A 15290-nucleotide genomic window follows, 5' to 3' on the forward strand; every position below is an offset into this window, starting at 1 on the left:
CCGCTCCCACAAGGTTCGGTGCAGTTCACTTTGTGGGAGCGGGCTTGCCCCGCGAAGAGGCCGGCACAGACAAGCCATTAAGGAGATCCAATGCCCGCCCACATCGAAGACTATGCCCTGCTCGGCAACTGCCGCAGCGCCGCCCTGGTCAGCCGTGACGGCTCCATCGACTGGCTCTGCCTGCCGCGTTTCGATGCCCCCGCCGTATTCGCCGCGCTCCTGGGCAATGAAGAAAACGGCCCCTGGCGCCTGGCCCCGAGCGACCCCATCGACCACGTTAGCCGAGCTTACCTGGAAGACACTCTGGTCCTTGAAACCACTTGGGTCACTGCCAGCGGTCGCGCCCGCGTGCTCGACTTCATGCCGCTGGACGATGTCAATTCGGTGGTGCGCATCGTCGAGGGCATCGCGGGTGAAACCAACTTTGAAATGGACCTGGTGCTGCGCTTCGATTACGGCCGTAGCGTACCTTGGGTGGAGAAGCTCGATCCACTGACGCTCAGCGCCGTCGCCGGCCCTGACCGGCTGATCCTGTGCAGCAGCGTACCCACGCACGCGCGCGACCACCACACGGTTGCACGCTTGAGGGTAAGTGCAGGTGAGCGCCAGGTGTTCAGCCTGCGCCATCAGCCCTCGCACCTGGCGGTACAGCCAGATTGCGACATTGATCAGGCGCTGGAACATACCGTCAACCATTGGCAGGCCTTTGCCGCACGTTGCCCTGAGGTCGGCCCCTACAGCGCCCAGGTGCGCCGCTCGCTGCTCACGCTCAAGGCCATGACCTACGCGCCCACCGGCGGTATCGTCGCAGCTGTCACCACCTCGCTGCCGGAAAGCATCGGCCGCGAGCGCAACTGGGATTACCGCTTCTGCTGGCTGCGCGATGCCACCATGACCTTGCTGGCATTCATGAACCTCGGCTATTTCGATGAAGCCCAGGCCTGGCGCGAGTGGTTGCTGCGCTCGGTGGCCGGCAACCCTGAGCAGATGCAGATCATGTACGGCCTGGCCGGCGAGCGCGACCTGCAGGAATACACCTTGCCCTGGCTGGCCGGCTACGAGCACTCGCAGCCGGTGCGTGTCGGCAATGCCGCCGCCCAGCAGGTGCAGCTGGATATCTATGGCGAACTGGCCGACGCCATGACCCAGGCCATCAAGGGTGGGCTGCCACGACACCCGCGCAGCGCGGCGATCTCGCGTTTGATCTTGCCGTACCTGGAGCGCATCTGGCGCGAGCCCGACGAAGGCATCTGGGAAGTGCGCGGCGGCCGCCAGCATTTCGTGCATTCCAAAGTCATGGCCTGGGTCGCCTTCGACCGTGCGGCAGGGCTGGCCGACACCACTGAAGAAGGCCGCGAGCGCGGCCGGCATTACCGCGAGGTGGCGGACGAGATTCGCCGAGAAGTGTGCGAGCACGGGCTGGATGCTCAGGGCCAGCATTTCGTTCAGGCCTATGGCTCGACGGAAATGGACGCCAGCCTCCTGCAGATTGCCCTGACCGGCTTCCTGCCAGTGGAAGATCAACGCTTCCTGCGCACACTGGCGCAGATCGAGCAGCGCCTGCTCAAGAACGGGCTGCTGATGCGCTATGACAGCGATCGCTGCAGTGACGGGCTGACGCCAGGGGAAGGGACGTTTCTGGTCTGTTCGTTCTGGCTGGCGGATGTCTACGTGCTGCTGGGGCGCCAGGACGAGGCGCGGGCGCTGTACGAGCGACTGAGCGGGCTGTGCAATGACGTCGGCCTGCTGGCCGAACAATACGACCCGGCAGGCAAGCGCATGCTGGGCAACTTCCCCCAGGCGTTCAGCCATATCGGCATCATCAATACCGCGCTGAACCTGCACCGGGCGCAGTGCCCGGTGCGGGATCGGGCCCGATGTGGTTAGGGGTCGTTGATAAGTAAGTGACGCATTGGGTCACACATGATACTTTGCCAGGTGTGATGCATGGAGTCACACTGTGCCGGTCTCACAAACGGACGCGGCGAGCTATCCATGATCATCAGTTTTCGACACAAGGGACTGCGAATTTTTCATGGAAACGGGAAACACGCGTGGCATTCAAGTGGCTCACGCAGGGCGCTTGAAGCGGCAACTTCAATTTCTCGAACGCGCCATCGTGGCGCAGGAGTTGAGTCTGCCGGGTTGGCAGTTGCACCCTCTCAAGGGTGAGCTGATGGGCTTCTGGTCAGTCAGTGTTTCTGGCAACTGGCGGTTGATCTTTCGTTTCGTGGGTTCGGACGTCGAATGCGTCGATTACCTTGATTATCACTGAAGAGGAGGGCAGACCATGCCTTTGCACAATCCGCCACACCCGGGCGAAACCTTGCGTGAGGATGTTTTGCCTGGACTGGGCCTGACGGTGAAAGCGTTTGCGACGCATCTGGGTTTTTCGCGTGAAGCGCTTTCGCGTGTCTTGCACGGTCGGGCAGGCATGTCCCCGGACCTGGCACTGCGTTTAGAGATGGCAGGTATCAGCACCGCCCGACTCTGGCTGGCCATACAAGCTGATTACGATATCTGGCAGGCGCGGCACCGTCAGCAGCCAGTCATTACCCGATTGTTTCAGGCCGCCTGAGCAGCGCGGCTAGCAGCTTACCAGGAACGGTATGGCCAACCACAAGATCGAAATCCGCAGGCGCAACATCGAGAAGATCCTCGTGGCTGCAGAAAGGGTGTTTGCCGAGAAAGGCTACGGCGCCTCCTCAATGGGCGATATCGCCGAACAGGCCGAGCTGCCGCGTTCCAACCTGCACTATTACTTCAGCACCAAGGACGAGCTGTTCCGTGCCGTGCTGCAGGACTTGCTGGACGTGTGGAAGCAGGACGCCCTGTGCTTCGAGAACTTCGACGACCCGCGGGTGGTGCTGACCAGCTACATCCGGGCGAAGATGGGCCATTCGCGCTCGCGGCCGCTGGGGTCGAAAATCTGGGCCGAAGAGATGCTGCATGGCGCGCCGCTGCTGGGGGAGAGCCTGGAGGACAACCTGGTGCCCTGGGCGAAGATGAAGGAAGACAAGATTCGTCGCTGGGTGGAGGAAGGGCGGATCTTGCCGGTGGAGCCTTCAGCGCTGTTGTACATGATCTGGGCCTCCACCCAGCACTACGCCGACTTCGGCTATCAGGTAACGGTACTCAATGGGGGTGAGCCGCTGTCGGACCTGGCGTTCGAGAGTGCGGTGCAGACGGTGACCGGTGTGATTCTGCGCGGTATTGGGCTGGAGCCTTGATTGTTGGGGCTGCTGTGCAGCCCATTCGCGGGGCAAGCCCGCTCCCACAGATACCGCTACAGGGTCAAACTTGTGGGAGCGGGCTTGTCCCGCGAATGAGCCGCGCAGCGGTCCCAATCGATATCAGCTCGCTTCGCGGTAGGGGTTGCGCGGATCCTGGGTCCAGTTCAGATAGGGCTTGCCGGTATCCTGCGCCACCATGTCGATGCAGTTTTCCACCGGGCAGGTGATCTGGCACAGGTTGCAGCCCACGCACTCGTCCTCGATCACACTGTAGGCATGGGTCCCGTCCGCCTTCAGCGTGCTGGCAATGGCCTGGTGCGATGTATCTTCGCAGGCGATATGGCAGCGCCCGCAGCCAATGCAGGCTTCCTGGTCGATGTGCGCCACCGATTTGTAGTTGATGTCCAGGTATTTCCAGTCGGTGGTATGCCCCACGGCCTGGCCGCGGAAGGCTTCCAGGTTTTGATGCCCGTGCTGGTCCATCCAGCGTGCCAGGCCGTCCTGCATGTCCTCGACGATGCGAAAGCCATGCAGCATCGCCGCCGTGCACACCTGCACGGCGCCACTGCCCAGGGCCACGAACTCGGCGGCATCCCGCCAGTTGCCGATACCGCCGATGCCGCAGATCGGCAGGCCGCGTGTCTCAGGGTCGCGGGCGATTTCGGCAACCATGTTCAAGGCGATAGGTTTGACGGCAGAGCCGCAGTAACCGCCATGGGTGCTCTGATCGCCGACGATCGGGTGAGCGACCATGCGGTCCAGGTCGACGCTGGTGATCGAGTTGATGGTGTTGATCAGCGACACGGCATCCGCACCGCCTCGGTGGGCGGCCCGGGCCGACTGGCGGATGTCGGTGATATTGGGTGTGAGCTTGACGATCACTGGCAGTGAGCAATGCGTCTTGCACCAGCGGGTGACCAGCTCCACGTACTCCGGTACCTGGCCGACTGCTGCCCCCATGCCGCGCTCGGGCATGCCATGGGGGCAGCCGAAGTTGAGCTCGATGCCGTCGGCACCGGTGGCTTCCACCAGCGGCAGGATGAACTTCCATGACTCCTCGACGCACGGCACCATCAACGACACGATCAGTGCACGGTCGGGCCAGTCCTTTTTCACCTGGGTGATTTCGCGCAGGTTGATCTCCAGCGAACGGTCGGTAATCAGTTCGATGTTGTTGATGCCCTGCACCTGGCGATTGGCGCCGTAATGCGCGGAGTAACGCGACGACACGTTGACCGCCGCCGGATCCTCGCCCAAGGTTTTCCAGACTACGCCACCCCAGCCGGCCTCGAAGGCTCGGACCACGTTGTAGGCTTTGTCGGTGGGCGGCGCGGAAGCCAGCCAGAAGGGGTTGGGCGACTTGATGCCGGCAAACACGATAGACAGGTCGGCCATTTATGCAGCCTCCACGTTGAGCATGAGTTGGGCATGGATGGCTTCGGCGGCCAGCTTGCCGTGTTGCACGGCCTGGACGGTGAGGTCCTGGCCCTGTGCAGTGCAGTCGCCGCCGGCGTAAACGCCCGCCAGGCTGGTGCGCATACCCTCGTCGACGCGAATACGTTCGCCATCGCGGGCCAGTTGCGCGGCCAGCGGGTCGCTCAGACTTTGCTCGTCGAAGCGTTGGCCGATGGCCTTGAAGATGGCGTCGGCGGCCAGCTCGAAGGTTTCGCCGGTGTCGCGCAAGCCGCCGTCTGCCGGTTCGGTGCGGGCAAAGCGCATGCCGCGAACGCGGCCGTTGTCGTCGAGCAGCACGGCGGCGGGGCGGGCCCAGGTGTGCAGGCGTACCTGGTTGGCCTTGGCGATGTCCTGCTCATGACCGGTGGCGCCCATGTCGGCGTAGCCACGGCGGTACACCAGGTTGACGTCGCGGGCGCCGAGGCGGCTCATCTGCACGGCCATGTCGATGGCGGTGTTGCCCGCACCGATGACCAGGCAGCGCTCGGCCAACGGCAGTTGCGAAAGGTCGTCAACCTGGCGCAATTCGCGGATGTAGTCGGTGGCGGCGAGCAGGCCGGGCGCTTCTTCGTCCGCCAGGCCGAGCTGGCGCACGGCGTTCAGGCCAAGGCCGAGGAACACGGCGTTGTACTGATCGCGCAGCTCGGCCAGGCTCAGGTTGCCGCCCAGGCGCTGGCCATGGCGGATTTCGATGCCGCCGATGCCGAGCAAAAATTCAACTTCGCGCTGGGCGTAATCGTCCACCAGCTTGTAGCGGGCGATGCCGTATTCGTTAAGGCCGCCCGCTTTGTCGCTGGCCTCGAAAATAACCACGTCGTGGCCGTGCATGGCCAGTCGATGGGCACAGGACAACCCGGCCGGGCCGGCGCCCACCACGGCGATGCGCTTGCCGGTGCTGGGCGAGCGCTTGAACGGGTGTTCGCCGAAGCCGGCATTGTCCACGGCATAACGCTGCAGCTGACCGATCAGTACCGGCGCGCACTCCTGGGCGTTGTTGCGCACGCACGCCTGCTGGCAGAGGATTTCGGTGGGGCATACGCGGGCGCAGCTGCCGCCGAGGATGTTCGCCGAAAGAATTCGCTCGGCGGCGCCTTGCAGGTTTTCGTCGCTGATGCGGTGGATGAACGAGGGAATGTCGATCTCGCTCGGGCAGGCGTTCACACAAGGGGCGTCATAGCAGTACAGGCAGCGTGCGCTCTCCACGGCGGCCTGGCGGGCGGTGAGGGGCGGCGCGAGATCAGTGAATTGCTCGGCCAGTTGGTCGGCGCCGGCCCTGGGGCGCGGCAAATGGTTCAGGGCATCGATCACGGTTGTAGCCTCTCTTTTCTTTTTTGGTTTTGGCAGTCAACGGCAATACGGCGCCGTCCGGCCTCTGTGGGCCGGTCCGGCATTGCGGGTCAGCTCAGCGCTGGACGGGCGTCGGGCGCTGTTGCTCGGCGCGGCGGCCCAGTACCTCGTACACCGAGGGATAGGCCGGGCGTTCCACGTAACGACCGGCGCCAGGCTCGGCGCGCAGGTCGCCATCGGCCCAGAGCACACGGCCCTGGCTGATGGTGTGGCTGGGGATGCCGCGCACGGTGCGGCCCTCGAAGATGTTGAAGTCGACACGCTGATGATGGGTCTGCGCGGAGATGGTGCGCGTGCCTTGCGGGTCCCACAGCACCAGGTCGGCATCGGCGCCGACGCGGATGGCGCCCTTGCGTGGGAACAGGTTGAAGATCTTCGCGGTGTTGGTGGAGGTCAGCGCGACGAATTCGTGCATCGACAGGCGCCCACTGTTGACCCCTGCGTCCCACAACACGGCCATGCGGTCTTCGATGCCGGCAGTGCCGTTGGGGATGCGGCTGAAGTCGTTGCGGCCCATGGCTTTCTGCTCGGCGCAGAAGCAGCAATGGTCGGTGGCGGTGGTGTGCAGGTTGCCCGACTGCAGGCCATGCCAGAGCGCCTCCTGGTGCTCGCGCGGGCGAAACGGCGGGCTCATTACGTAGCCGGCGGCAGTGGCCCAGTCCGGGTTGCGGTAGACGCTGTCGTCGATCAGCAGATGGCCGGGCAGCACTTCACCGTACACCGGCTGGCCCTTGGCCCGGGCATAGGTGATTTCGTCCAGCGCTTCGCGGCTGGAAATATGCACCACGTACAACGGCGTACCAATGGTTTCGGCTATGCGGATGGCGCGACTGGCCGCTTCGCCTTCGACTTGCGAGGGGCGCGACAGCGGATGCGCCTCCGGGCCGGTCAGCCCCTGGGCGAGCAGTTTCTTTTGCAGGTGATACACCAGTTCGCCGTTCTCGGCGTGCACCGTGGGCACCGCGCCCAGCTGCAGGCAACGCTCGAAGCTGGCGACCAGGGTGTCGTCGGCCGCCATGATGGCGTTCTTGTAGGCCATGAAGTGCTTGAAGCTGTTCACCCCATGCTGGTTGACCAGTTCGCCCATCTCCTCGGCGACCTGCTCGCTCCACCAGGTGATGGCGACATGGAAGCCATAGTCGGATGCGCTTTTCTGCGCCCAGCCACGCCAGGTGTGAAAGGCTTCCAGAAGCGACTGCTGTGGGTTGGGGATGACGAAGTCGATGATCGAGGTGGTGCCGCCGGCCAGCCCCGCTGCAGTGCCGCTGAAGAAGTCTTCACTGGCCACGGTGCCCATGAAGGGCAGCTGCATGTGGGTGTGCGGGTCGATGCCGCCAGGCATCAGGTACTGGCCGCTGCCATCGAGGATTTCGCAGTCGGTGGGCGGCTCGAGGTCTTTGCCGATGGCGCGGATCTGGCCATCGACGCACAGGACATCGGCGGGAAAGCTTTCTTCATGGGTTACCACGGTGGCGCCACGGATCAACAGGGACATGCCGTCTTCCTCGCAGGCTGACCGGTCTTGGCCGGTTCTTGGAATTTTTGCCTTGGCCTGGGATTGGATTCAATCCTGTCAGGCCTGACAAGAATCGAGGCTAGTTGCTGGTTTGAATTTGAGCAAGAAAATATTCCTGATAAAACCTGTGGTCATTAACGCGCTGATAAACATGAAAAAATCCTTCGTGTACGGGTGATGCGCGGTTCGCTCGACTTGCTGTCGCGCTTGACAGGATCAGGAAATGGGCAAGATTTTCTACGCGAATCCAGCATTTTTCGGTCCGCGTGTACTCCGGCCATCGCATTAGCCCGATGAGCAAAAAATTAAAAGAATCTGGAGAAGGCCCCATGCAACAGAGCAGATCGCAAGTGGTCGAGCAGAACGGCCTGTTCGAGCTGTCGGCGGGCAGTGACGTGCTCGACAGCCCGCGCTACAACCACGACATCGCACCGACCAAGGTGCACCAGCGCACGTGGAACAAATGGCACATCACTGCGCTGTGGGTGGGCATGTCCATCTGCGTGCCCACCTACACTCTCGGCGGCGTGCTCACGGCCTACTTCGGCCTCAGCGTAGGCGAGGCGTTGCTGGCGATTCTGCTGGCCAACCTGATCGTGTTGATCCCACTGACCCTCAACGCTTTCCCTGGTACCAAATACGGTATTCCGTTTCCGGTGTTGTTGCGTTCATCGTTCGGCATCCTCGGCTCCAATGTGCCGTGCCTGATCCGCGCGGTGGTGGCCTGCGGCTGGTTCGGTATCCAGACGATGTTCGGTGGGTTGGCCATCCACCTGTTCCTGGGCTCGGTCTTCCCTGAGTGGAAGGCCTTGGGCGGAACAGGCGAAGTGATTGGTTTCATGATGTTCTGGGCGCTCAACCTGTGGGTGGTGTTGCGCGGCGCGGAGTCGATCAAGTGGCTGGAAACCTTGTCGGCGCCGCTGCTGGTGGCGGTGGGCTTCGGCTTGCTGTTCTGGGCGCTGCCGCACATGTCGATGAGCGAGTTGCTGGCCCAGCCACCCAAGCGCCCGGAAGGGGCGAGCGTGGCGAGTTACTTCTGCGCCGGGCTTACCGCGATGGTTGGTTTCTGGGCCACGCTGTCGCTGAACATTCCGGACTTCAGCCGTTATGCCAAAAGCCAGAAAGACCAGATTCTCGGGCAGATTTTCGGCCTGCCGCTGACCATGTTCCTGTTCGCCGCATTGGGCGTGGTGATGACCGCGGCGTCGGCGTCGCTGGTGGGTGAAACGGTGTCCGACCCGGTGAGCCTGATCGGCAAGATCCAAAGCCCGGGCTGGGTGGCACTGGCGATGGCGCTGATCGTGATCGCCACGCTGTCGACCAACACCGCGGCCAATATCGTCTCGCCGACCAACGACTTCCAGAACATCGCCCCGCGCCTGATCGGGCGCAGCCGCGCCGTGTGGCTGACCGGCTTCATCGGCCTGGCGCTGATGGGCCATGAGCTACTGAAGAAGCTCGGCTGGATCGTTTCCGACCTGAGCCTGGAGAGCGTCTATTCCAACTGGTTGCTCGGTTATTCCAGCCTGCTGGGGCCGATTGCCGGGATCATGGTGGTGGACTATTTCCTGATTCGTCGGCAGAAGCTGGACCTGGCCGGGCTGTACCGCGATGACGTCTATCCGGCCTGGAACTGGGCAGGCTTCGCCGCCTTCGCACTGCCGGTGGCGCTGACCGTGATGGCCATCGGCAACAGCAGTTTCAGCTGGTTCTACGACTATGGCTGGTTTACCGGGTCGCTGCTTGGCGGGGCGCTGTACTACGCGCTTGGTGGGGTAGCGGTGCGGGGGCCAGTGCCGCCTGTGATCAATGCCGATAATAACAATGCCTGAGGAGACACGACCGATGACCCCAGCCCAGCATGTCCTGCAATCTACCGAACGCCACGTCAAAACAGATCGCCTGTGGCAATCCCTGATGGACCTCGCACGCCTTGGCGCCACGCCCAAAGGCGGCGTCTGCCGCCTGGCGTTGACTGACCTTGACCGCCAGGCGCGCGACTTGTTCGTTCAATGGTGCGAGGCCGCTGGCTGCAACATCACTGTCGATGGGATCGGCAATATCTTCGCCCGCCGCCCCGGGCGCAATCCCAAGCTGCCACCGGTGATGACCGGCAGCCATATCGACACCCAGCCCACCGGCGGCAAGTTCGATGGCTGCTTCGGGGTAATGGCGGGCCTCGAGGTGATCCGCACCCTCAATGACCTTGGCATCGAAACCGAGGCCCCGTTGGAAGTGGTGGTGTGGACCAACGAGGAGGGCTCGCGCTTCCCGCCGTGCATGATGGGCTCGGGGGTGTTTGCCGGCAAGTTCACCCTGCAGGACACCCTGGCCAAGCGCGACGCCCAGGGCGTGACGGTGGGCGAGGCGCTGGACGGCATCGGCTACGCAGGCCAACGAGCGGTGCTGGGCCACCCGGTGGGCGCCTACTTCGAAGCGCACATCGAGCAGGGGCCGATTCTCGAAGACCAGGCCAAAACCATCGGCGTGGTGCTCGGCGCCCTCGGGCAGAAGTGGTTCGACCTGACCCTGCGCGGCGTGGAAGCCCACGCCGGCCCGACACCGATGCACCTGCGCAAGGATGCCCTGGTCGGCGCCGCTGCGGTGGTCGAGGCCGTCAACCGCGCAGCACTGTCTCACCAGCCGCATGCCTGTGGCACGGTCGGTTGCCTGCAGGCTTACCCCGGTTCACGCAACGTGATCCCCGGCGAAGTGCGCATGACCCTGGACTTCCGCCATCTTGAGGGCGAGCGCCTGGATTCGATGATCGCCGACGTGCGCGCGGTGATCGACGCCACCTGTGCCAAACATGGCCTGAGCCATGAGCTGATTCCCACGGCTGACTTCCCGGCGTTGTACTTCGATCGTGGTTGCGTCGATGCCGTGCGCGCTTCGGCGCAGGCGCTGGGCTTGCCGCACATGGACATCGTCAGCGGGGCAGGGCACGACGCCATTTTCCTGGCCGAGCTGGGGCCTGCCGGGATGATCTTCGTGCCTTGCGAGAATGGCATCAGCCACAACGAGATCGAGAATGCCACGCCCGAGGACCTTGCCGCGGGCTGCGCAGTACTTCTACGGGCGATGCTGGCCGCTTCGGAGGCAATTGCCAGCGGGCGGATGGCCGCCTGAGTTCTCACCACATTGGCCAAGGGCCCGCCTGCTCAAGCACGCAGCAGGCGCGGCCGCTGGCGGCGTTCATCGAGCATTGCGCCAATCGCTTGCCTGGCGCGGGACATGCGGCTCATCACCGTGCCTATAGGGATTTCGAGGATCTGCGCGGCTTCCCGGTAGCTGAAGCGTTCGACTGCAACCAGCAACATGACGTCGCGCTGGCCCTCGGGCAGGTTGTTCAGCGCCGTCAGTATCTGCTGGTGCATCAACTCGGTTTCCGGCGTGGGCGCGCAGGGGTCGCAGACCGACTCGATCACATTCTCATCCCACTCGCTACGCGAGCGACTGCGTACCCGGCGTGAGCGCATTTCGTTGATCCAGCTGGAGTGGACGATGGCGAAGGCCCAGCTCAAGGCGCAGGTGCCTGGTTGTAACTGATGGGCACGCTCGAGTGCGCGCATGCAAGCGAATTGCAGCAGATCTTCAGCATCATGATGATCGCCTGACAGGCGCATTGCGAACGCCCTCAGTTGTGGCAGCAGAGTGGGAAGCAAGTTGGGGAGGCAGTCGCCTTCGTTGGGCATGGTTCTTCGCTTTGGAGTGAGGTGGCTGGCAGGCGGATGCCTTGATTGCCGGTTGGCGGAGCCCCCTCGCATGCCATGGACGTCACTGTCATCGAACCGGTTGTTCACACCTCTAAGTTAAGAGCCGACTGATTGGCCGGTGGCATTGTCAAGGATTTCCCCCTGGCCCCCAGTGCGCGCTAATCCGTCTGGCGGGAATAAACCTCGTCGCCCATGTGTTATCCCCTCAGAACTTGCATTTCGTCGGGGTTTACCCATGCACCTTCCCGAGCACCTGGCTCACTTGTCGGAACCCTTGAGCGCGGCTTGTCCTTGCGGTGAAAGCCTCGAGTACGACGCGGACTATCTGGTCCTCGAGTCAGAAGTTCAGGGCAGACCTGAAGTCGAGTACGGCAATACGCTCACCCAGGCCATCGCTGCGGACTGGAAGCGTGTCCACCCGTTGACTCTGGCCCTGATCAGCCGTAGTCGCGATCTGCGTCTGGCCGTGCACCTCACCCGGGCTGAGCTGCACCTGCACGGTATCGCCGGGCTGGCTGCCGGCCTGATGCTGATCGAGGGCTTGCTGGCCGGTCACTGGCAGCATGTGCACCCACAGCTGGATCCGGACGATGGCAACGATCCACAACTGCGGGTCAATATCCTCGCCAGCCTGTGCGAGGAAAGGGGCCTGCTTCAGGAGCTGCGCGCGGCGCCGCTGGCGGCGGTGGCGTCCTTGGGGCGGGTCAGCCTGCGCGATATCGATTCGGCCAATGGCGCTGTGAATGACAGCGGCTCCGAAACGGCCTCGCTGGCGATGATCGATGCCGTTTTCCTGCAAGCAGGGCATGCGCATGTGCAGAGGGTGCTGGAACAGCTGGAGCAGGCCTTGAGCAGCATCCAGCGCATCGAGGCGCTGTTGACCGAGCACGTCGGCTTTACCTGCGCCATCGACCTCAGTGCCTTGCCGGCGCTGTTACGCCGCGCTGCCGAAGCGCTGCGCCAGCGTTTGCCGCTTGCGCCGGGCGAGCAGCCGCAACCGGCGCCGCATAACCCCACCACTGGCCTGCGAGTGCAGGGCGATTTCACCAGCCGTGAGGACGTTCGCCAGGGGCTGCAAGCCATTTGTACGTACTTCGCGGTGCATGAACCGACCAGCCCGGTACCCCTGTTGTTACAGCGTGCGTGCAAGTTGCTGGACCTGAACTTCATCGAGCTGCTGCAGGACCTGGCGCCTGACGGCTTGGACCAGATGGCCAAGGTCAGCGGCATCCGCTACGACGATCACTGATCACACGTCAGGCCAATACACCCCATCCATGCCTCTCACAGGAGTTGTTGCCCCATGACAGAAAGCAGCCAGAAATTCATTGCCCGTAACCGAGCGCCGCGGGTGCAGATCGAATACGACGTGGAAATCTATGGCGCAGAGAAGACCGTGCAACTTCCCTTCGTCATGGGGGTTTTTTCCGATCTTTCCGGCACGCCGGAGGAACCTCTGCCACCGGTAGCCGAGCGGCGGTTTCTGGAAATCGACATCGACAACTTCGACGACCGTCTCAAGTCGATGAAACCCCGCGTGGTCGCGCAGGTGCCCAACACCCTGACCGGCGAAGGCACCCTGCCGGTGGACATCACCTTCGAAAGCATGGACGACTTCAACCCCGGCGCCGTGGCGCGCAAAGTGCCCGCGCTCGAAACGCTGCTCGCCGCGCGCAACCAGCTCTCGAATTTGCTCACCTACATGGATGGCAAGACCGATGCCGAGCAACTGTTGGCCCGTGTGCTCAGTGATCCTGCGCTGCTGCAGGCCTTGGGCAGTGCGCCAAAGCCGGAAGATCCTGGCGCCCCTGACTGAAGCCCTGAACCGTTGAAAAACGCCTGACCTGGCTGGCCTGCGCGGTACTGGCCGGTAGCCCTTATGCCTAAAAAACGAGGATGCAGCAATGTCCACCGCCCAAGCGCACGAGTCGCTGGCACCGACGGCGACAGAAGATGCCGATCACGGCGACTTCACCAGTCTCTTGCAAAGAGCGTTCAAACCCAAGACCGAACGTGCGCGTGATGCCGTTGAAAGCGCTGTGCGCACCTTGGCCGAGCAGGCCCTTCAGCACACGCCGTCAGTCTCTGCCGATGTGCTTGTCACCATCAGTGGCATGATCGCGGAACTCGACCGCAAGCTGTCGGAGCAGGTCAACCACATCATTCACCAAGCGGCATTCCAGTCGGTGGAAAGTGCCTGGCGCGGCCTGCATTATCTGGTCAGCAATACTGAAACGGATGAATCGCTGAAAATCCGCGTGATGAACATCTCCAAGCAGGAGGTGCACAAGACCCTGCGCAAATTCAAGGGCGTCGCCTGGGACCAGAGCCCGGTCTTCAAGAAGCTCTACGAGGAGGAGTACGGCCAGTTCGGCGGCGAGCCGTATGGCGCGTTCGTCGCCGATTACTACTTCAACAACAGCGCGCCCGACGTCGAACTGCTCAGCCAGATGGCCAAGATCAGCGCCGCCACCCATTGCCCGCTGATCGCGGCCGCCGACCCCAGCGTGATGCTGATGGATTCGTGGCAGGAACTGGCCAACCCCCGGGACCTCACCAAGATCTTCCAAACCCCTGAACATGCGGCGTGGCGCAGCTTTCGCAGCTCGGAAGACGCACGCTACGTGGGCCTCGCCATGCCGCGTTTTCTGGCCCGTGCGCCGTACGGTGCCAAGACCAATCCGGTGGAAGATTTCGATTTTGAAGAGACCACCAGCGCAGCTGGCTGCAAGGATTTCACCTGGGCCAATGCCGCCTACGCCATGGCGGTGAACATCAACCGCTCGTTCAAGCACTATGGCTGGTGCTCGCAAATCCGCGGCATCGAGTCTGGGGGAGCGGTGGAGGGCCTGCCGGTGCACACCTTCCCGACCGACGATGGCGGCGTCGACATGACCTGTCCGACCGAGATCGCCATCAGCGACCGCCGCGAGGCGGAGCTGTCCAAGAACGGCTTCATGCCCCTGGTGCACAAGAAGAACAGCAACCTGGCGGCATTCATCGCCGCCCAATCGCTGCACAAGCCTGCCGAGTACGACGACCCTGACGCCACCGCCAATGCCAATCTGGCTGCGCGCCTGCCTTATCTGTTCGCCACCTGCCGTTTCGCTCACTACCTCAAGTGCATCGTGCGCGACAAGATCGGTTCGTTCAAGGAGCGCGCCGACATGCAGGTGTGGCTCAACAACTGGATCGGCCGCTACGTCGAGATAAACCCTGCAACCGCTTCCGAATCCGACAAGGCACGCAAGCCGCTGGCCGGCGCCGAAGTGGTGATCGAGGAGGTCGAGGGCAACCCAGGTTACTACCACTCCAAATTCTACCTGCGTCCGCACTATCAGCTGGAAGGGCTGACCGTGTCGTTGCGCCTGGTTTCCAAGCTGCCGTCCGCCAAAAGCTGACGACGGCCTTTCGCTGCACCTTCATCAACCCGACTGAAAAGGTTTAGACCATGATCCTGCTCAACTTCAACGGCAAGAAAATCAAAGGTACTTCGACCGTCACCAATCACACCGACTGGATCACCATCGACGCGCTGCAAATGGGCGTGGGTCGCTCCATCTCTGCCAGCGGCGGTGGCTCTGACCGAGATACCAGCAACCCGTCGTTTTCAGAAATCATCCTGACCAAGTCCACCGACCTGGCTTCGGCTGACTTGTTCATGGAAGCGGTATGCGGCAAAAGCCTGGGCAAGGCCGAAATTCATTTCGTCCAGACCGGTGGCGCCGATGCCAAGGACCAGGTGTTCTTCAAGCTCGAACTGGAGGATGCAATCGTCAGTTCCTACTCGGCCAGCAGTAACGGCGAGCGCCCGAGCGAAACCATTTCCATCAACTTCACCAAGATCAGCTACCAGTACGACTCCTTCAGCGGCGACAAGATCACCGTCGGCACGCCGAAGAAGTGGGACTTGCAGGCCAACGTCAAGCTTTGATGCACAGCTAGGGGCTGGTCGGTGATCCAGGCGCCGGCCAGCCCTGTGAAAAGGCATGTTGAAGATGTACATCCCGATTGCCGGTAATG

At 62.8% G+C, this 15290-nt stretch carries 13 protein-coding genes and 1 pseudogene; 10 read left to right on the forward strand and 4 right to left on the reverse strand.

Going from position 1 to position 15290, the window contains the following annotated elements; translation table 11 throughout:
- Window positions 1-90 precede the first annotated feature (90 nt).
- From ACIPZF_RS00530 to ACIPZF_RS00545, 4 genes and pseudogenes are all read left to right on the forward strand, one after another.
- On the forward strand, window positions 91-1887 hold the full coding sequence (locus ACIPZF_RS00530; protein WP_400794227.1) for a glycoside hydrolase family 15 protein: 1797 nt from the start codon (window positions 91-93) through the stop codon (window positions 1885-1887).
- Between the two features lie 108 nt (window positions 1888-1995).
- A pseudogene (locus tag ACIPZF_RS00535) lies at window positions 1996-2275 on the forward strand (type II toxin-antitoxin system RelE/ParE family toxin).
- Between the two features lie 15 nt (window positions 2276-2290).
- A complete protein-coding gene (locus ACIPZF_RS00540; protein WP_400794229.1) occupies window positions 2291-2578 on the forward strand; it encodes a HigA family addiction module antitoxin in 288 nt (95 codons plus the stop codon).
- A 31-nt stretch (window positions 2579-2609) separates the two neighbouring features.
- Window positions 2610-3230: a TetR/AcrR family transcriptional regulator gene (locus ACIPZF_RS00545; protein WP_400794231.1), complete on the forward strand. Its 621-nt coding sequence runs from the start codon at window positions 2610-2612 to the stop codon at window positions 3228-3230.
- A 123-nt stretch (window positions 3231-3353) separates the two neighbouring features.
- Here the strand turns inward: ACIPZF_RS00545 and preA are convergent, their stop codons facing one another.
- The 3 genes from preA to hydA form a co-directional block, all read right to left on the reverse strand.
- On the reverse strand, window positions 3354-4628 hold the full coding sequence (gene preA / locus ACIPZF_RS00550; RefSeq protein WP_400794233.1) for an NAD-dependent dihydropyrimidine dehydrogenase subunit PreA: 1275 nt from the start codon (window positions 4626-4628) through the stop codon (window positions 3354-3356).
- Window positions 4629-5996, reverse strand: a complete 1368-nt coding sequence (locus ACIPZF_RS00555; protein ID WP_400794235.1) for an NAD(P)-dependent oxidoreductase — start codon at window positions 5994-5996, stop codon at window positions 4629-4631.
- Between the two features lie 94 nt (window positions 5997-6090).
- Window positions 6091-7530: a dihydropyrimidinase gene (hydA, locus tag ACIPZF_RS00560; RefSeq protein ID WP_400794237.1), complete on the reverse strand. Its 1440-nt coding sequence runs from the start codon at window positions 7528-7530 to the stop codon at window positions 6091-6093.
- A 350-nt stretch (window positions 7531-7880) separates the two neighbouring features.
- Between hydA and ACIPZF_RS00565 the strand changes: the two genes are divergently transcribed.
- Together ACIPZF_RS00565 and ACIPZF_RS00570 are read left to right on the forward strand one after the other, a co-directional pair.
- A complete protein-coding gene (locus tag ACIPZF_RS00565) occupies window positions 7881-9383 on the forward strand; it encodes an NCS1 family nucleobase:cation symporter-1 (protein WP_400794239.1) in 1503 nt (500 codons plus the stop codon).
- 13 nt (window positions 9384-9396) lie between these two features.
- Window positions 9397-10680, forward strand: a complete 1284-nt coding sequence (locus tag ACIPZF_RS00570; RefSeq protein ID WP_400794241.1) for a Zn-dependent hydrolase — start codon at window positions 9397-9399, stop codon at window positions 10678-10680.
- A gap of 32 nt (window positions 10681-10712) precedes the next feature.
- Here ACIPZF_RS00570 and ACIPZF_RS00575 read toward each other — a convergent pair whose 3' ends face one another.
- Window positions 10713-11246, reverse strand: coding sequence for an RNA polymerase sigma factor (locus ACIPZF_RS00575; RefSeq protein WP_400794243.1), 534 nt, complete (start codon window positions 11244-11246; stop codon window positions 10713-10715).
- Between the two features lie 256 nt (window positions 11247-11502).
- On the opposite strand from ACIPZF_RS00575, the gene tssA reads away from it, so the two are divergent.
- From tssA to ACIPZF_RS00595, 4 genes are all read left to right on the forward strand, one after another.
- Complete coding sequence (gene tssA / locus ACIPZF_RS00580) at window positions 11503-12516, forward strand: type VI secretion system protein TssA (RefSeq protein WP_400794245.1); 1014 nt, start codon at window positions 11503-11505, stop codon at window positions 12514-12516.
- 54 nt (window positions 12517-12570) lie between these two features.
- Window positions 12571-13083, forward strand: coding sequence for a type VI secretion system contractile sheath small subunit (tssB, locus tag ACIPZF_RS00585; RefSeq protein WP_400794247.1), 513 nt, complete (start codon window positions 12571-12573; stop codon window positions 13081-13083).
- 88 nt (window positions 13084-13171) lie between these two features.
- Entirely contained in the window at window positions 13172-14668 is a 1497-nt protein-coding gene (tssC, locus tag ACIPZF_RS00590; protein WP_400794249.1) for a type VI secretion system contractile sheath large subunit, read from the forward strand.
- 50 nt (window positions 14669-14718) lie between these two features.
- Window positions 14719-15201, forward strand: coding sequence for an Hcp family type VI secretion system effector (locus tag ACIPZF_RS00595; RefSeq protein ID WP_400794251.1), 483 nt, complete (start codon window positions 14719-14721; stop codon window positions 15199-15201).
- Window positions 15202-15290: the final 89 nt, after the last annotated feature.

The organism is Pseudomonas sp. NPDC089752 (genome assembly GCF_044748725.1).
GTDB lineage: Bacteria > Pseudomonadota > Gammaproteobacteria > Pseudomonadales > Pseudomonadaceae > Aquipseudomonas.